This is a genomic window from Serratia sp. JSRIV002 (assembly GCF_019968725.1).
GTDB classification, from domain to species: Bacteria; Pseudomonadota; Gammaproteobacteria; order Enterobacterales; family Enterobacteriaceae; genus Chania; species Chania fonticola_B.
Window position 1 is genome coordinate 4223641 of the sequence record NZ_CP074143.1, and the last position, 17958, is coordinate 4241598.

14 protein-coding genes and 4 tRNA genes are annotated in these 17958 nt (G+C 56.9%); 8 read left to right on the forward strand and 10 right to left on the reverse strand.

Going from position 1 to position 17958, the window contains the following annotated elements:
• Nucleotides 1-81: 81 nt before the first annotated feature.
• Nucleotides 82-216, reverse strand: a complete 135-nt coding sequence (locus KGP26_RS30325; protein ID WP_021178665.1) for a hypothetical protein — start codon at nt 214-216, stop codon at nt 82-84.
• Between the two features lie 56 nt (nt 217-272).
• Between KGP26_RS30325 and KGP26_RS19895 the strand changes: the two genes are divergently transcribed.
• The 4 genes from KGP26_RS19895 to KGP26_RS19910 all read left to right on the forward strand — a co-directional run bounded on the left by KGP26_RS19895 (nt 273) and on the right by KGP26_RS19910 (nt 680).
• A tRNA-Val gene (locus tag KGP26_RS19895) sits at nt 273-348 on the forward strand.
• Nucleotides 349-381: 33 nt separating this feature from the next.
• A tRNA-Val gene (locus KGP26_RS19900) sits at nt 382-457 on the forward strand.
• Between the two features lie 38 nt (nt 458-495).
• Nucleotides 496-571: transfer RNA gene (locus tag KGP26_RS19905), tRNA-Val, on the forward strand.
• Nucleotides 572-604: 33 nt separating this feature from the next.
• A tRNA-Lys gene (locus tag KGP26_RS19910) sits at nt 605-680 on the forward strand.
• A gap of 430 nt (nt 681-1110) precedes the next feature.
• Here the strand turns inward: KGP26_RS19910 and dhbA are convergent.
• Genes dhbA through KGP26_RS19930 form a run of 4 tightly spaced genes read right to left on the reverse strand, consistent with a single transcriptional unit; the run spans nt 1111 to nt 5574 of the window.
• The gene (dhbA, locus tag KGP26_RS19915; RefSeq protein ID WP_059201433.1) at nt 1111-1869 is read right to left on the reverse strand and encodes a 2,3-dihydro-2,3-dihydroxybenzoate dehydrogenase; all 759 of its coding nucleotides are present in this window, start codon (nt 1867-1869) and stop codon (nt 1111-1113) included.
• Nucleotides 1869-2723, reverse strand: a complete 855-nt coding sequence (locus KGP26_RS19920) for an isochorismatase (RefSeq protein ID WP_021807039.1) — start codon at nt 2721-2723, stop codon at nt 1869-1871. The genes dhbA and KGP26_RS19920 overlap by 1 nt, the downstream gene beginning before the upstream one ends.
• 3 nt (nt 2724-2726) lie before the next feature.
• Nucleotides 2727-4355: a (2,3-dihydroxybenzoyl)adenylate synthase gene (locus tag KGP26_RS19925; protein WP_223664506.1), complete on the reverse strand. Its 1629-nt coding sequence runs from the start codon at nt 4353-4355 to the stop codon at nt 2727-2729.
• Between the two features lie 10 nt (nt 4356-4365).
• Entirely contained in the window at nt 4366-5574 is a 1209-nt protein-coding gene (locus KGP26_RS19930) for an isochorismate synthase (protein ID WP_094982033.1), read from the reverse strand.
• Nucleotides 5575-5768: 194 nt separating this feature from the next.
• Between KGP26_RS19930 and fepB the strand changes: the two genes are divergently transcribed.
• Complete coding sequence (gene fepB / locus KGP26_RS19935; protein WP_021178670.1) at nt 5769-6728, forward strand: Fe2+-enterobactin ABC transporter substrate-binding protein; 960 nt, start codon at nt 5769-5771, stop codon at nt 6726-6728.
• Here the strand turns inward: fepB and entS are convergent.
• Nucleotides 6715-7983 carry an enterobactin transporter EntS gene (entS, locus tag KGP26_RS19940; RefSeq protein ID WP_094982034.1) on the reverse strand — a complete coding sequence of 423 codons (1269 nt, stop codon included), beginning with the start codon at nt 7981-7983 and terminating at the stop codon, nt 6715-6717. The two genes, fepB and entS, sit on opposite strands and share 14 nt — an antisense overlap.
• A 160-nt stretch (nt 7984-8143) precedes the next feature.
• Between entS and fepD the strand changes: the two genes are divergently transcribed.
• From fepD to KGP26_RS19955, 3 genes are read left to right on the forward strand one after another with little or no spacing between them, the layout of a single operon-like run.
• The gene (gene fepD / locus KGP26_RS19945; protein ID WP_037376375.1) at nt 8144-9217 is read left to right on the forward strand and encodes a Fe(3+)-siderophore ABC transporter permease; all 1074 of its coding nucleotides are present in this window, start codon (nt 8144-8146) and stop codon (nt 9215-9217) included.
• Nucleotide 9218: 1 nt separating this feature from the next.
• Nucleotides 9219-10244, forward strand: coding sequence for an iron-enterobactin ABC transporter permease (gene fepG, locus KGP26_RS19950; protein ID WP_223664507.1), 1026 nt, complete (start codon nt 9219-9221; stop codon nt 10242-10244).
• Entirely contained in the window at nt 10241-11041 is an 801-nt protein-coding gene (locus KGP26_RS19955) for an ATP-binding cassette domain-containing protein (protein WP_021807045.1), read from the forward strand. Before fepG ends, KGP26_RS19955 begins: the two co-directional genes overlap by 4 nt.
• A gap of 131 nt (nt 11042-11172) precedes the next feature.
• Here KGP26_RS19955 and tnpA read toward each other — a convergent pair whose 3' ends face one another.
• The 4 genes from tnpA to KGP26_RS19975 all read right to left on the reverse strand — a co-directional run bounded on the left by tnpA (nt 11173) and on the right by KGP26_RS19975 (nt 17943).
• Nucleotides 11173-11631, reverse strand: a complete 459-nt coding sequence (gene tnpA / locus KGP26_RS19960) for an IS200/IS605 family transposase (protein WP_179250519.1) — start codon at nt 11629-11631, stop codon at nt 11173-11175.
• 263 nt (nt 11632-11894) lie between these two features.
• Nucleotides 11895-13316 carry an FKBP-type peptidyl-prolyl cis-trans isomerase N-terminal domain-containing protein gene (locus KGP26_RS19965; protein WP_021807046.1) on the reverse strand — a complete coding sequence of 474 codons (1422 nt, stop codon included), beginning with the start codon at nt 13314-13316 and terminating at the stop codon, nt 11895-11897.
• The gene (locus KGP26_RS19970) at nt 13313-13744 is read right to left on the reverse strand and encodes a hypothetical protein (protein ID WP_218519067.1); all 432 of its coding nucleotides are present in this window, start codon (nt 13742-13744) and stop codon (nt 13313-13315) included. The genes KGP26_RS19965 and KGP26_RS19970 overlap by 4 nt, the downstream gene beginning before the upstream one ends.
• A 251-nt stretch (nt 13745-13995) precedes the next feature.
• Nucleotides 13996-17943 carry an enterobactin synthase subunit F gene (locus KGP26_RS19975; RefSeq protein WP_223664508.1) on the reverse strand — a complete coding sequence of 1316 codons (3948 nt, stop codon included), beginning with the start codon at nt 17941-17943 and terminating at the stop codon, nt 13996-13998.
• Nucleotides 17944-17958 lie beyond the last annotated feature (15 nt).

Below are 17958 nucleotides of genomic sequence, written 5' to 3' on the forward strand. Positions count from 1 at the left end.
CCTTATTACGCAACGCGTGTCAGCGGAGTGCCGACGATTGCTCGGAATGTAAAATAGTGGACGACATTCTACCACTCCATGCTAATTCCTCAACGCCGACGCGCTATCGGCCACTACGCTTTGCGGCCCACTACGCAGGATACTGTGCAAAGAATCGTCCTGGTCGGCGATAAATATCGCATCCTGTCTAAATTTGCGGCGAACGATTGAAATCATTTTAAAAACCGTTGACTCACTTTCAACTATCCCTATAATGCGACTCCAACAAGACGGGGTGATTAGCTCAGTTGGTAGAGCATCTCCTTTACACGGAGGGGGTCGGCGGTTCGAGCCCGTCATCACCCACCATCTTGTTAACGCAGTAAAAAATGAGAACAATGAGGGTGATTAGCTCAGTTGGTAGAGCATCTCCTTTACACGGAGGGGGTCGGCGGTTCGAGCCCGTCATCACCCACCATCATTCTCTCATTGGGTAGTATCTGGAAGTCCTGAAGTGGGTGATTAGCTCAGTTGGTAGAGCATCTCCTTTACACGGAGGGGGTCGGCGGTTCGAGCCCGTCATCACCCACCATTTCAGCTTTAGAAAGCAGTAAACCACATTCGTGGGTCGTTAGCTCAGTTGGTAGAGCAGTTGACTTTTAATCAATTGGTCGCAGGTTCGAATCCTGCACGACCCACCACCATTTAGAAAAAGGCGCCTTCAGGCGCCTTTTTCGCATATGTGCTCCCCACAACAGTGCCATCTCCTTCACCACATACGCAAAGAAGGGTCGTGTGGGTGAGAACCTGCGTTCAGGTTCGAGTCTCGCTTGCGAGACAACGGCGGCGGCCGGTCATCCTGCACGACCCACCGTACAGGTGCCAAATGCTCGCCCCCTGCTACTCTTTTGACCTACCTGGCAACCGCCCCCTTAGCCCACGGTGATGTCCCCTCACCCTAACCCTCTCCCACAGGGAGAGGGAACAGTCCGTGCCACCAGCAATATCGCCTTCAACCTGACTATCGGCGGACGCAAACAGCCAGTCTTCCTGCAAAACTAACCTCCCCAAAAACAAAAAAGGGAGCCGAATAATCAGCCCCCTTCTTCAAATCAACCGCTCAACCCAAACTCAAGCCGCCAACGTCGCCCCACCATCGATCACAATATCCTGCATCGTGATATGGCTAGCCCGGTCAGACGCCAGAAACAGGATCGCATCGGCAATTTCCTGCGGTTGGGCAATCTTGCCCAACGGGATCCCCAACTTAAACTGGTCGGGGAAACCCTTGATCATATTGCTTTCTCCGTGTTCATCCTGCCACATCCCGCGCAGCATCGGGGTATTGGTCGAACCGGGGGAAACCAGGTTACTGCGTACACCATAAGGCGCCATTTCCAGCCCCACGGTTTGACACAGGCTGCGCATAGCGGCCTTGGAGGCGCAGTAGGCCGCCATGCCAACACGTGGCACATGGGCTGCGTTAGAGGCAATGCTCACGATGGCCCCCTGCTTCTGACGGCGGAACACCGGCAAGGTATGACGGAACAGGTTAAAGGCACCACCTGCGTTCACCGCCATACAGGCCAGCCAGTCCGCATTGCTGGTTTCATCGGTCAGCCCCATGCGCAGAACGCCAGCCCCATTGACCAACACGTCCAACCGCTCATGTTCCGCCAATAAACGCTGGCAAACGCTCTCTACCGCATCGGCATCAGTGATATCCAGTACCTCGGTGCGGAACGGGTAGTCCAGATCGCCAAAATGCAGATCGAAGCCGATAACCTCGGCCCCACTCTGTGCAAACGCCAATGCGGTTTGATAACCGATTCCCGCCCCGGCACCGGTCACCCAAACGCGTTTACCGCTAAATTCCTGTTCTCTAGCCATCAGGATTTCCTCTCGGAAAGCAACGCCCACCAGCTATCGATCGTCGGTGATTTGGCCAGCGCGATAAAATCGATATCTTCACGAATTTTACGCCAGCGGGTTGCCAACTCCATGATACGCACCGAGTCCAGACCGTAATCGATCAAGTTTTCATCATTGCCGATGTCTTCGCTATCTTCATCGAGCAATGGGATAATTTGCTGGCGCAACGCATCGATGCTGGCAATACCAGGGAGCAGATCGGCGGTAGTCACCACCCGACCACAGCGCCCGGCGGTGTAACGCAGGGCCATCAGGTGTTCCTCACGGGAGAAGTCCGCCAGACCGTCGGCCACCATAAACGGCTTGATGTTACGCATAAAGGCGTCGATAGCCGTGGTCATACAGCCAATATGCGCGTAGACGCCGCAGATAATCAGCTGATCGCGCCCACTTTCTTGCAGGATCTCTTGCAGCGGCGAGCGGTGGAACGCGCTGTAACGCCACTTCACCAACACCGTGTCGTCAGCATCCGGCGCCAATTCGCTGACCACCGCCTGCTGCTCTGGGTGCTTGTTCAGCCCCGGCCCCCACATATCATTCAACAAAGCACGGTCTTCATCACTTTGCTGGTTAGGCTGCGCGGTATAAAACACCGGGATACCCTGCTGCTTGCAGTAGCGGCGCAGAGCGGCGATGTTCTCGACCACCTGTTTGATCAGCGGGCTATCTTCACCCCAGAAATTGAGGAAATATTGCTGCATGTCGTGGATCAGCAGTGCTGCGCGCTGTGGCTCGAAGGCCCAGTTAACCTTGTTAACCGGCAGTTCGCTCGGCGTTGGCAACGCATAATCGTTAAGTTTAGGGATCGCCATGACTTATTCTCCTTTGGCCTGAGCCAGTTGTTGCGCTTCCAGGCGTTCACGCAGCAGTTTTTTATCGACTTTACCGACCGGGGTTAACGGTAGTGACTCCACCTGAATAAAGCGGTCGGGCAATTTAAATTCGGCCACGCCCTGCTCACGCAGATGGCGGCGCAGTACCACGGGTTTGACGGCCTCGTGAGCGATGACAAAGGCACAGCTTTTTTCACCCATCAGATCGTCCGGCATCGACACCAGCGCGGCGTTAATCACCGCCGGGTGGCGCAGCAGCAGGTTTTCAATTTCTTCTGCAGCAATCTTTTCACCACCGCGGTTGATTTGGTCTTTCTGCCGCCCTTGTACCTGCACATAGCCGTCCGCCGTCAGGCTGATCAGATCGCCGGAACAGTAGAAACCGTTCTCGTCAAAGGCTTCGGCATTATGCTCAGGGCTTTGGTAATAGCCGCGGAAGGTGTATGGCCCACGCGTCATCAAACGACCCGTTTCCCCTACCGGCAGCGGATTACCTTGTTCATCTGCCACCCACAGCTCGTCGTCCGGACACATTGGCGTGCCTTGGGTGGTGAGAATGTGTTGGTCGTCGTCATCCAGCAATGTGTAGTTCACCAGCCCTTCAGCCATGCCAAACACCTGCTGCAACTGGCAGCCGATCTCATTGCGTATGCGGGCCGCCAGGGTTTCCCCCAATTTGGCTCCGCCGACCTGCAGCAGCGCCAGGCTGGCTAACGGCTGATTGCTGCCCCACTCTTCGATCGCCTGCAACCACAGGGTAACCGCAGGCGGCACCAACGCGGTGACCGTGATCTGATGCTGTTCGATCAGTTTGAAACATTGGGCAGCCGCAGGATCGCTGGCAAATACCACCAGCCCGGCACCGTAAAACACCCCCAACACGCCCGGAGAACTCATTGGATAGTTGTGGGCCACCGGCAACGCACACAGATAGCGGGTAGCACTGTCAAAACGGCAAATCTCTACGCTGCGGCGAATGCTGTAGTAATAATCGTTATGGGTGCGCGGGATCAGCTTCGGCGTACCGGTGCTGCCACCGGAAAGCTGGAAAAACGCCACCCGATCGGCGGCCGTTGGCGTCGGTTCAAAAGCACCTGGATCCTCTTCCAGCCAAGCAGCCAACGCCTGTTCACCTTCGGCCTGATTACGCAGCCCAACCACCCGTAGCGAAGGATGCTGTTCTCTGAACGTATCCAGGAACGGCTCCTGCGCGAACAGGGCATGTTCGCGATCGGCAATCAGCAGCGCAGGCTTGATTTGACTGGCATAGGCGTTCAGTTCGCTACGTTGATGGCTGAACAGGGCATTCACCGGCACCACGCCGATTTTCAACAGGGCAAAGAACACCACATAGAATTCAACCACGTTGCCTAGTTGAACCAACGCAGTATCACCGGATTGTAGCCCGCGCCGTAACAGGGCGGCGGCTAGACGATCGGAAAGCTGTTCCAGTTGGCGATAGCTTAAGCTGCGTTGCGGGTCGATCATGGCAATAGCGTCGTTATCTGCCTGACGGGCCAAGATGTCGGTCAACGGTCGATCGATCCAATAGCCGCGTTCGCGGTAACGGCGCGCGAACTCTTCAGGCCAGGGGGTAAAAGCAATAGTCATGGGGGACTCTCTATCCTTGATTAAGGCCAAACGCACGCAGAATGGTGCTGAGTTTGGTACCAGTTTCGTGCCATTCGGACTGCGGGGAAGAGTCCTGCACGATGCCCGCACCGGCAAACAGGCGTACCTGATTACCCTTCACGGTGCCGCAACGGATGGTGACGACCCATTCTCCGTTGCCCTCGGCGTCACACCAGCCGACGATGCCACCAAACAGCTGCCGGTCAAACGGCTCAAGCTGTTCGATGAGATCGCGAGCTGCCAGCGTTGGGGTACCGCATAATGCCGGCGTAGGGTGCAACAGGCAGGCCAGCGACAGGGCATTCTCTGCCCGGTCGGCCACTTCACCGTCGATTGGCGTCGAAAGATGCCACAGCGTGGTGGTACTGAGCAGTTCAGGGGTTGCGGGAATATGCAAATGACTGCAACGCCCAGCCAAGACCTGGCGCATGCCTTCGGTCACGATCTGGTGTTCATAGCGGTCTTTACCCGAAACCAACAGTTGTTCGCTGACGGCCCGATCCTGCAGCGGATCGCTTTCGCGCCGAGCCGAACCCGCCAGCGGGTTGGAATGGAACTGGTCGCCAAATTTACGCAGCAGCAGCTCCGGGCTGGCTCCCACCAATGCCCCCTCTGCCAGCGGCACGTGGAAATGGAAGCCGTGCGGATTCTGGGCAATGATGCGCGCCATCAGCGCTGCGTGGTCTACCGGCTTGCTGGTTTCAATGTCCAACAGGCGGGCGAGCACGACCTTATCCAATCGATCACCGCTAGTTGCCTGCACGGCATCGCTAACCATCTGCATAAACTGCGGCTGCGCTGGCAACTCGGTTTGGCGGACAATCTCAGGGATCGGTCCAGCAGCAGGCGCTAAGCTGGTCAGCAGGGTTTCACGTTCGAACCATTGCGTCTGTTGCGGGATAAACAGTGACGAGGGTTGACGAGTATCGAAAGGGATTGCGCCGCACAGCAGCGGATCCTTGATGCCTGCCTTGCGGGCCTGCGCAAATGTCTGCTGTATCGCCTGCTGGAATTGGCCCTGCAGGTCATCGCCATCCACCGCTGGCAAGGTGATGCGGGCAAAGCATCCCTGGGTGCTCAGACTGCGAAAAGGCGAGGTAAAAAAGAAACCTGAAGTCGGGGATATTGTGGCGGCCTGTGCCAGATCTACACCCTGTTGCAGGTCCTTTTGCGCAGCGCCCTTAACGGCTACGTCCATAGGTACTTCCTCTTGTTTCATTAACAATAACCAATATAATAATGATTATCATTTGTATTGCATCCGCGATAAAGTACCTGCCAGAACTGACCATGTCAATAAACGTAACCTCTTCTGCTAACCCACATTAAGGGGTAAACTTGGTGGTTTATGACCAATGAATGATAATCATTCGGATTAAAAGGATCTCACCGATGTCAATCCCCCTGCGGCTCAGCCTGGCGCTGTTTGGCCTGCTGGCGTTGAGCGTTGCCCAAGCCGAGACTCAAGCCTGGCCGCGCAGTATCGAAACCTCACACGGCGTTATCACCCTTAAACAACCTCCACAGCGCATCGTCTCCACCAGCGTGACGGTCACCGGTACGCTGTTGGCGATCGACGCTCCGGTGATCGCCAGCGGAGCCACCAGCCCAAACAACCGGCTATCGGATCGGCAGGGCTTTTTCCACCAGTGGGGAGAGATTGCGGCCAAACGTGGAGTGAAGCGGTTATATATTGGTGAACCCAACGCCGAGGCAATCGCCGGTGAGGCACCTGACCTGATTGTGATGTCCGCTACCGGGGCCGATTCTGCGGTGCGCCTGTACGATCAGCTGTCGGCCATCGCTCCGGTGCTGGTGGTGAACTACGACGATAAAAGCTGGCAGGAACTGGCCAACATCCTCGGCGTAGCGACCGGCCATGAAGCACAAGCGGAGAAGATCGTCAGCGAGTTTGATCGCCGTGAGAAAACGCTGAAACAGCAGATGACATTGCCACCACAGCCCATAACGGCACTGGTATTTCGCAGCGATGGCAAGAATGCCAACCTGTGGACCGCAGACTCATCCCAAGGGCAACTGCTGCAACAGCTAGGCTTTACCCTGGCCACTTTGCCACCAAAACTCAACGCCAGCACCAGCCAAGGGGCGCGTAAAGATATCGTCCAACTTGGCGGTGAAAACCTGGCAGAAGGCTTGAATGGGCAAACGCTGCTGTTATTCGCCAACGATGAAAGTGATGCACAGCGGCTGATGAGCAACAGTTTCCTGGCTCATCTGCCAGCGGTGGAGAATAAGCGGGTTTACCCATTGGGGAACGACACCTTCCGCCTGGATTATTACAGCGCCAGCAACTTGCTGACGCGTCTGGAAAAGCTGTTTATTTCTCCGTAGCCGCAACGGCGGGTTGGAGTTTATCGCTCTGCCCGCCCATGCTCACGTTGCGCAAACCACGCATGGCAAACGCCAGCACCACGGCCAGCAGCGCCGCACCAAAACCGAAGCTGGTAGAGCTCATCGCTGGCAGCATAAATGCCCCCATCGCGCCGAGCAGCAAGGCACCAAGCGCATCCCCTACAACGTTCTGCGCGGTCCACAGGCCGTTAATCCGGCCCAGAAACGCGTCCGGCGTCAGGTTCTGTATCAGGCCATATTGCAGCAGCGAGTTCAGCGCGCTGAGGTAGCCAAACACCACCAGGCACAACAGCGCCATACCGTACCAAGGCATCAGGCCAAACAGCCCCACGGCCACGAAAGCCGCTATCGCCGTTATCAACATCATCCAGCCCGGCCGCGCCACCTGAGCCACCCGGCCACTGGTAAATGCGCCAATCGCCGCCCCTAATGGCACCGCCGCATACATGATCCCCAGGCTCTGGGTAGTGACCTGCCACATACCGGAGATGGCCGGATATAACACGCGCACCGCGCTGGCCATGGTCATCAACGCACCAATCAGCGCCACCATGCCAATCACCTTGTTCTGGAACAGGAAGGTGAAGCCGCCGATCAGCGCCCGCAACGGATGTTCACGCGGCTGCGGTGGTGGTGGCAACTGAGGCAATTTTAATAGCGGGATCAAAGTGATCAGCGTCCCCAAGGCCGCCAGCGCATAGTTCCAGCTGATACCTGCCCCAGCGATCACCAACCCGCCGATAGCGGGAGACAGGATCGACCCAAAGCGTACGGTCAGCATGCTGATGGCCCCGGCCTGCACGATATTCTCACGGCCAACGATCGCCGGTGTCGCCGCCAGCAACGCCGTCACGCCTACCGCACCAAAAAATCCGTCCCATACCGCTAGCAGATAAATCGCCGTTAGCGAAGGTGCAGGCAGCGCAGCATTGAGGCACAACCCCAGAAAGCCCACACCGCAGGTTGAGCGCGCAAACAGGATCAACCGACGGCGTTCATAGCGATCGGCCAGCACCCCGCCCATCAGCAAACCGGCAAACATTCCGCCGCCCGCCAGGGTCACCGCAAGCCCAACCAACAGAGTTGACCCAGTCAGCGCCTGGATCTGCACCGGAATGGCGATCGCCATCAGGCCCAATGCCAGGATCGAAATAAAACGGGCGCAGAATACGGCACGAAAAGCGGGGTTGGTCCTAAGCAGGCTAAAATCGAGCAAAATAGAGGGTTTATTCATTTTGTTATCACCACAACTTATATCCTTGATCTTCCACAAACAACGACACGATATTCGAGAGGCTCAGCGCTAGTGCTGGTCAGGCTGCCATGCTACCATAGATAAATACAATCAATAATGATAATAGATATCATTGATATTCAGTTAATAATGGGCTGTCATGTTCCGGCTTACACCTAATTGCTCTCCTCCGCTTCCTGACCGCAGGGGCACTCTGTTTATGGGGTTATCCCGCTCCTTCTGGCTGCGCCTGTTTGGCCTGCTGTGCGCCTTTGTCGTGCTGTTGCTGGTGATGATGCTCAGCCTGTCGCTGGGGGCTAAATCCATTCCTTTCACTAACGTCGTTGCCGCGCTGAATGGCCAATGCAGCGGCGCAGACTGCGTCATCATTACCGAAGCACGCCTGCCACGCACGCTGATCGGCGTGTTGGCTGGCATCGCACTTGGGCTGGCTGGCGCGCTCATGCAAACCCTCACCCGCAACCCGCTGGCAGACCCTGGTATCTTGGGGGTTAACTCCGGAGCCGGTTTCGCCGTGGTGTTGGGCATTACCTTCTTTGGTGCGACCGACGTCAGCCAATATCTGTGGTTCGCCTTTGCCGGTGCGCTGTTTGCCTCGCTGTTGGTGGCGCTGGTAGGCGCAATGGGCGGCAGCCGCGTTAATCCTGTACGCCTGACGCTAGCCGGGGTGGCGCTGGCCGCCGTGTTGGAAGGGATGACCACCGGCATCGCTCTGCTCAATCCTTTGGTGTTCGATCAGCTGCGTTTTTGGCAAGCTGGCACACTGGACATTCAGAATATGGCGGTAGTGCGCAGCGTCGCATTGCCAATCCTGCTGGGCACGTTGATCACTCTGTGGCTTAGCAAGGCGTTGAACAGCTTAAGTATGGGGAGTGAGCTTGCAGCGGCGCTCGGCACCGGAATTATTCGCACCCAACTGCTTGGCCTGTTAGCTATTACGCTGCTGTGTGGCGGAGCTACCGCCGCCGTTGGTCCTATCGCCTTTGTCGGGCTGATGATGCCCCACATTGCCCGGCGGCTGGCAGGGTCAGAACTCAACTGGATGCTGCCCTGGACGCTGGTTTTAACGCCGATCCTGCTACTGAGCGCTGATTTACTGGGCCGCTTTCTGGTCGCGGGGGAACTGCGGGTCTCCATCGTACTTTCCCTGATCGGCGCGCCGATGTTGATTATGTTGGTGCGCCAGCGCCGTATGTTCCGGCGGGGAGGATAAGATGAGCCTGTTGGTTTCCCGCCAAATCCTTACCAAAAAACCGTTTCGGTTGGCGCGTCCGTTGGCGACTGCCCTGCTGTTGTTATTCGCCTGCCTTGCCCTGGCGGTATATGCCCTCGGTTCTGGAACCTTGCAACTCAGCGCGGCGCAGGTGATCGACGCGCTACGCGGCGAAGGTCCGACCAATCTTGCGGTGATCGTCACCCAGTGGCGTTTGCCTCGCGTCGCTATGGCGTTACTGTTGGGGGCGGCGCTCGGCCTGAGCGGTGCGATTTTCCAGTCATTATTGCGTAACCCACTCGGCAGCCCTGACGTTATTGGTTTCAATACGGGAGCCTATAGCGGCGTGCTGGTCGCCATCGTGCTGTTTAACAGCAGCGTTATCGGCATTACCTCTGGGGCGTTGGCCGGTGGCCTGCTTACCGCCGGGGTAGTTTATCTGTTGGCCTGGAGTAACGGGGTAGAAACCTTCCGCCTGATTATTGTCGGGATTGCCGTTCGCGCCCTGCTGCTGGCCGCCAATACCTGGATGATCATCAGCGCCTCATTGGAAGCGTCCATGACCGCTGGGCTATGGTATGCCGGATCCCTCAACGGCATCACCTGGGCGAAAAGCCTGCCGGTGCTGGCGGTACTGCTGCTGACGTTACTGGTATTGATGACGTTGACAAGACGTATGCGGCTGCTGGAAATGGGAGATGACACCGCCTGCGCGCTCGGCGTTGGGGTTGAACGCTCCCGGCTGATGCTATTGCTGGTCGGGGTGATACTAACCGCTGCCGCCACCGCCGTGGCCGGGCCGATTTCCTTTATTGCTCTGGTCGCCCCGCAAATTGCCCGCCGCCTGTGCGCCAACCAGCATGTCTTGCTGCTCACCGCGCTGACCGGTGCCCTATTATTGCTGGCGGCCGATGTGGCAGCGCAGCGCCTGTTTATGCCTTATCAGTTGCCGGTCGGCGTGTTGACCGTCAGCATCGGTGGCATCTATCTGATTTGGTTACTAATCCGTGAGTCACGAAAAAAATGAATGCTGAAACCCCGTTAACCGCACCATTGCGTGCCGAAAACCTGACGCTGAGCTACGACAAGAAAATCGTCGCACGCGATCTTTCAGTGTCTATTCCTCACGGCGAACTGACGGTCATTATCGGGCCAAACGCCTGCGGTAAATCCACGCTGCTGCGCACCCTCAGCCGCCTGATGCAACCCCAGGCGGGCTCAGTATGGCTGAATGGCCGACAAATCCGCGAATATCCCACCAAAGAAGTCGCACGCCAACTGGGCCTGTTACCGCAAAGCTCAATTGCCCCAGGTGATATCACGGTGTTCGATCTGGTTGCCCGTGGCCGCTACCCTCATCAGAGCCTGTTCAGCCGCTGGCGCGACGAAGATCAGCAGGCAGTGGAACAGGCCATGCGCTCAACCGGCGTGGCGCAGTTGGCCGATCAACCCGTCGACACCCTTTCCGGTGGCCAACGCCAGCGGGTGTGGATCGCCATGGTGTTGGCCCAGCAAACGCCGCTGCTGCTGCTGGATGAACCGACCACCTGGCTGGACATCACTCACCAAATCGATCTGCTGGAACTGCTGCGCCAGTTGAATCGGGTGAATCATTACACGCTGGTGGTGGTGCTGCACGATCTCAATCATGCCTGCCGCTATGCCACCCATCTGATCGCCATGCGCGACGGCAAAGTGGTGGCCGAGGGGGCACCAAAAGACATTGTAACGCCAGAGTTGATCGAGGAAGTTTACGGGCTGAAGTGCGTGATCATCGACGATCCGGTTTCGCATACGCCGCTGGTGGTGCCATTGGGGAAATAGCGGCCAGCAAACTCACAATGAAAAATAAATATCCTCCGGCATAGCCGGAGGTTTTTCATATGCGCCTATAAGGCTCTCTTGCCAGCCGCGCCCTAACAGGCGCATTGCGATCTGACATTTGCATTTATGGATTACTTACGGCCCGTAAACGGGCTACCCGGATACGGGATCGACAGTTGCTCACCCATTTTATCCTCTTCCAGTTGGTGCTTTATGTATTCTTGTATCCTGGTTGTATTTTTACCAACCGTATCAACGTAATACCCTCGACACCAGAACTCCCTGTTACGGTATTTGAACTTCAAATCGCCAAACTGCTCATAAAGCATCAGGCTACTCTTTCCCTTCAGATATCCCATAAAACCTGACACACTCATCTTCGGTGGGATTTCCAGAAGCATATGGATGTGATCCGCACAGCATTCTGCTTCTAGAATATTCACACTTTTCCATTCGCACAGCTTTCTTAAGATGCTACCTATCGCTTTACGCTTTTCCCCGTAGAACACCTGTCTTCGGTACTTCGGCGCAAAAACTATGTGATATTTACAGTTCCATCGCGTGTGAGCTAAGCTCTTTTCGTCCCTCATAGGGACCCCCTTTTGATTTCTTGTTGAACGTTTGCAGTTGCCAGACCGCAAACTGTTTTAACAAATCAAAAGGGGTTTTTATAACTGGCTCAAAGCTGAAAGCTTTACGGAACCTCCAGCCTAGCTGGAGGTTTTCTGTGCACAATCAGGCCACCGGCTGATAGCCGATGGCTCTACTGAGACTTCATCACCGTGAGCTGTTACTAACTATGGCCGTGCAAGGTTGAAAAACCGTTACTCAGGTAGCCACAGCCGTGCTCCATTTACTTGGCAGGTGCGACATCCAATACCGTTACGTTATAGACCATGGTCGATCCCGGCAGGATATCAGGGGGCAGACCTTTATCGCCGTAAGCCAAGCTTGGCGGGACGACCATCGTGATACTGCCGTGATTTTGCAGCTTCGAGATCGCCGTTCTGAATATCGGTGGATAGCTGCTCAGTAGCTGGGTGACCGAGGTGCCTGCCGCCTGCATATCCTTGACGACTTTACCGTTAATCAGGCTCTCTTTTACCGCCACGCTGACCATGTTGTTCGCGCCAATAGTTCCTTTACCGACCTTATCGATCCGGTAAAAGTAACCTAAAGCTTCTTTCTTCACCTGTTTTTGTTTGGCGAACTGCTCAATGTAAGCTGCCCCTGCCTTTTCGGTGTCCAACTTTTGCTGCTGTGCATTACGTTGCACCAACTTTTCGCTGGCATCCAAGGCCTTGTCGATCTGCTCCGGTTGCAGCTTGAGCTTGCCCGCGAAGGTATCTTGCACCCCCGCCAGCGCCAGACGGCTATCCACTTCAACTCCCTGAGCCGCTCGCTGTTTGAGCAAGGCCAACATGTCTTCTGCCAGGGAACTGCCGATGGCATAATCACGGATCTCACGCTCTGACTTCGGCTCGATGATTTCTCGTGGCTGCGTAGCCAGCTGTTGCTGCAGCCGGCTGTTTTCCGCCTGTTGCTGTTCGTTGGCTACTTTCAGCATCGTCAGTTGGTTGTGCAGGCTTTCGTCCAGCGCAAGCTGCAAGATGGGTTTAGCTTCAGTCTTCGCCGTTAACTCGGCCAACGCCTTTTTCGCTTGCTCGGCCTGTTGACGGCTATCGTTCAACTCTGCCTGCAACGCCTTGTTTTCCTCGCTATTATCGGTGTGTGCTTTGGCCAGGGCAGCCAACTGTTTCTGCAACGCCGAACTCTGTTGGCGGCTTTGGTCCAGCGCCTGCTGTAGCCTACCGTTTTCGTTGGAGTTCTCACCTTTAGCCGTCGCCGCAGCCACCATATCCTGCTGCATCTGCTCCGTCGCCTGCAAATTCTCCTGCAGGGTCTTTTTCAACTGGCTAATCTCGGCGCGAGCATCCGCATCCTGCTGTGCTGCCTGACGCAGCTGCTGCAGCTCTTGGTCCCGTTGGGCAAGGGCAGCATTTAGCTGTTTGATTTGTGCTTGCAGGGGCGCTGACTCGCGGGTCTTGGTATTGGTGGAAGGTTTACTCACTTTCCTTTCTGCGGGAGGGCTGATCTCATTGAGTTGAGAAGGGCTCAACAGCAACAACGCCGGAGCCTCGCTCTCTTGGCTGGTGATCGCTTCCAAGGCATTGATGGTGCTGGCCCTGTCATCCTTGAGTTGCTCTGCACCCAATGCGCAGCCCACCGGCAACGTCAGGCTCAAGGCCAAACCATACTTTAACCCCAACTTCATTTCACGCTCTCCATTTTGCGGATCAGTCCGTTAAGCAAGTCCTGCCCGATCTGTGTGCACAACTGATTGGTTTTATATTTATACAGTGCGTCTACCGTATTTTTGGTCAATGCGTTCACATCACCGCGTACCCCGCTGTAAAACGAGACGTTGGCTAGCAGACTGTCAAAATTAGCCTTCCTGACGGCATAGGTCCGAGGACTAACGGTTTGCAACGCGGCAAGATCGCTCTGACACCTGCTTATAGGCGTCGGTTCTTGCGGGGATGGCGGGGTTTCAACGACAACAGGCGTAGGCTCCGCAGTCGGTGTGACAGACGAGGTGACCGGGCGTTCATTCGCGCAGCCAGCCATCAGCAGGACATTGCTGATGATCAGACAGGCAAGCAGTGGCTGCCGGTATCCACGGGTTTTCTGTAGCTGTTTCAAATTTTATTCCTTCCTGACTGGATAATGTCCGTCACCGCTGCCCGTGCGCACGCGGATCGCCTCCATTGACGGGCAATATTGCTATTGCCCGGTTGGGATGATAAGACAGGTCATACTTGGTGGCAACAGCAACAGGGCAAGTGCCGCGTTAGATCTCCTGCCACTTATCGCAGACACTCCACCAGGAAATGTTTTTCCAACGAGGACGGCTCACCGTCGTTTTTAACCTGCAGTTTGCACCAGGCTTACAGTTACAGTGCCCGCAACACCCGGTTCAACAAGGGGCCTAGCACCTTGAACGAAGCCGGTGAAACGATATCCACATGCGCACAATCCAGCTCAAACACCTGCAACGCATCGACATATTCCGCCCAGGTCTGCTGCACATCCATGCCTGGTTGCAAGGTGCGCTTGGCCACAAACAGCGTCGCTTGCCCCTGGAAATGCGCCGTATGGGTGTGTGACAACAGCCTGACCGAATCCGCATAGTTGGCTTCGATATTGTCAAACATCGCGACCCGCGCCTCGCCCAACGCAGGATCGAGCGTATCTTCTGATACCGCCAGGAACTGCTCGCGCTCGCGCTGTACCTCTTTGAGCACGTTGTCGTCCAGCATCACGTCCCAGTTCTGGGTTTCTGGCGGATAGGTATCCAGCAAGCCAAGGAAAGCCACCTCCTCCCCACGCGCCTGCAAACGTGCTGCGATACCTTGAGCCAACGTTCCCCCCAAGGAGTAACCGATAAAGTGATACGGGCCGTGTGGCTGTACCTGTAATACCGTGGCCAGATGCGCATCGCAGACCTGATCCATATCCTCACCCAGCGCCAATGGGCCATCCGGGCGTGGAGACTGAATGCCTACCAGCGACCAATGCTGATCGATATAACGCGGCAGCACGCTGAACTGCCAGGAGAAACCGGAAGCCGGGTGTAGGCAGAACAGCGTTGGGCCTTCGGTAACGCGCAGCGGCAACACGCTGTCAAAACCGCATTGATCGGCCTCTTCCTGCGTACGTTCTTCTGCCAATAGCTGAGCCAGTTGCTCTACTTTCGAAGCGACCATCACCTGACCAACCGACACCGCTTTACCCAGATCGCGCCGCAACTCGGCGGCCAGGCGCATGGCCAGCAATGAATGCCCGCCCAAGGCAAAGAAATCATCATCCGCAAATACCTGCTCGCGCTGAAGCAAACGAGCGAAAACGGCAGCAATCTCGCTTTCCAACCCGGGTTCCGGCTCGCGCCCGGCCTTTCCAGCCCCGATTTGCGGCTGTGGTAAGGCTTTGCGATCGAGCTTGCCGTTGGCACTAAGCGGCAACTCGGCCATTTCGACCAGGGCGATCGGCACCATATGCGGCGGCAAGCGATCGGCTAGCGCGGCACGTAGGGCTTCGCTATCCAGATGCACGCCGGGCTGAGGGACCAGGTAGCCTACCAGTTGCCGGGCATCGCCTCCCATCGCATCAACGACCGTGCCCTCCAATACCAAGGCATGAGCCACCGCCTGACTCACGCCCGGCAATGACAGCAGGGCGTGGTCGATCTCACTGAGTTCAATCCGCTGGCCGCGAATTTTCAGTTGGTCGTCGCTGCGGCCCAGATATTCCACCGCACCGTCTGGCAGCCAGCGGGCGACGTCACCAGTGCGATACATCCGGCCACCGTTGCCCTGCGGATCGGCGACGAAGCGGCTGGCGGTCAGGTCCGGCCTGGCCAGATAACCATGAGCCAGCTGCACGCCGGTCAGATATAGATCGCCAGCTACACCCGGTGGCACTGGGCGTAAGCGAGCGTCGAGAATACGTAAACCGGTATTCCACACCGGCAGCCCGATAGGGACATTAGCACCGGTGACAGCAGCAAGGGCGTCACCATAGGCCGGATGCCAGGTCACATCCACCGCCGCCTCGGTAGGGCCGTAGAGGTTATGCAACGGCACCTGAGTGCGGCTCTGCCACAGGCGGCACAGTTCTGCAGGTAACGCTTCTCCGCTGCAGAACACCTGACGCAGTGGCTGGCAATGGGCGATGGCGGTTGTGCTGTCCAAGGCACCAACGAATGCCGCCAGCATCGAAGGAACAAAGTGCAGGGTAGTGACTTTATGCCGATCGATTAGCGTTTGCAGTTGCTGAGGGTCGCGGTGCGCCTCCGGCGGAGCCATCACTAGCTGCGCGCCCACCATCAATGGCCAGAAGAATTCCCACACCGAGACGTCAAAGCTGCACGGCGTTTTTTGCAGCACCACATCATCTGCTGCCAGCGGGTACTGGTGCTGCATCCACAATAAACGGTTAACGATGGCCTGATGCCCAACCAGCACGCCCTTTGGCCGCCCGGTTGAGCCGGATGTAAAGATGATATAAGCCGGATGATGCGGCGTCGGGCCTTGGATCACGCTCGGTGCAGCAGCGGTGGCAACCCGTGGTGCATCGTATAACAGCACTTCCCCCTGCCCCGCAAAACGCGCCTGTTGGGAAGCATCGGTGATAATCAGGCGTGGGGCCGCGTCTTCCAGCATCATGCTGAGGCGCTCATCGGGATAGCCGGTATCCAGTGGTAAATAGGCCGCTCCCGCTTCCACTATCGCCATTAACGCCAGCGACAGGAAGACCGAACGCGGCAATGCCACCGCCACGATGTCGCCCGGCTGCACCCCCTGAGCCACCAAACGCTGGGCCAAGGCGATCACCTGTTCGCGAGTTTCGCGGTAGTTGAACCGGTGGTGCTCATCTGCCAGCGCCGGGGCATTCGGGGTCTTTTTTGCCTGCTCGGCCAACAGACCGCTGAGGGTCTGGGCTGCCACCGGATAAGCGGTGTCGTTCACCTTGGCCAGCAGCGCATGATCTTTTTCACTCAGCAAATCGGCTTCGCTCACCGGCAATGTCGGTTGGCCCGCAAACTGCCGCAGCAGCAGCGGCAAGCGCTGTAAGTGCTCCGTCAATTCGGCCAACTGATAACGCTCGGCATTGGCTAATAGCTCAATCTTCAGCGTGCCCGCCTCATCGATAAACAAGGCGATTTCCAGATCTCGCACCGGGCCAGAGGCCAGGTCGTGGGTGATCCCTTTGATACCGGCAAAATCGAGCTGGTAGTCGAACATCTTGAAGTTGAAGACGGTGCCATACAGCGGCTGGCTGTCGCCAATACGCCCCAGATCGCGCTGTACCTGTTCAGCATCATAGCGCTGATGGCGGCGGGCAAACTTCAGTTCACGGCTGATTTGTGCGGCGATATCGGCCAGCGTTGCCTGCGGCGCGACGTGCATCTCCACCGGCAATACGTTAATCACCGGCCCGGTGGCACAAAGCGCAGCCGAGCCCATGCGGCGCATAAAAATAAACCCGGCGCTGTAGCGGGTTTGACCTGTCAGACGAGCCACCCACACGGCCACCAGCGCCATCGCCATATCGGCTGCGCTGAGCTGCTGTTGCTGGCCCAGACTGACCAGTGGCGCAAGATCCTGCGCGGCACAGCGCTGTGCCAAGCGGTGAATACGCGTCGAAGGTGCCTGCCCGGCCAACGGTTGCGGGCATAGGGTAGCTGGCGGGGGCAACTGCCGTGCCTTGTTCAACCAAAAATCGGCATCGCGCTGATAACCTGGGGATTGCTGGTATTGCTGATATTCCGCCACCACATCGCTAAAAGGCGTGAACGGCGTCGGCTCTGGCTGCTCGTGCTGATATAGGCGGGTATAAATATTGGCGATACGGCGAGCGATGGCGGTAAAGCTGAAGCCATCGACCACCAGATGATGGTAACGCTGATACCAGAACCAGCGATCGTCGGCCAGACGCATCAGGATATGGCGATACAGCGGTTTGCCGCTGCTCACCCGTAATTCGGCACCAAGGTCGATCTGCATCAGCGCGTGGGCCGCCGCCTCTGCATCCGCCGAGTCGCTTAAATCAACCCATTCCGGCGCAGCCAACGGCATCGTGGCGTCGTAATACTGCATCGGCACACCGTCACGCTCAACGAAACGCAGCCTTAAGGTGTCCACTTCGGCCAGTCCCAGTGAGATCGCCTGTAACAGGTGCTCTTTATCCAGCGGGCCGTTCAGTTCGATATAATGGGCGACCGCATAGGCATTGCCGTACGGTGAAATTTGATCGGCAACCCAAATACCGGGCTGCGCCGCCACCAATGGCAACTCAACGGTAACCTGTTGCCCGGTGGGTAAAATAGAGGTTTCTGACACGACGTTCGCTCCTGT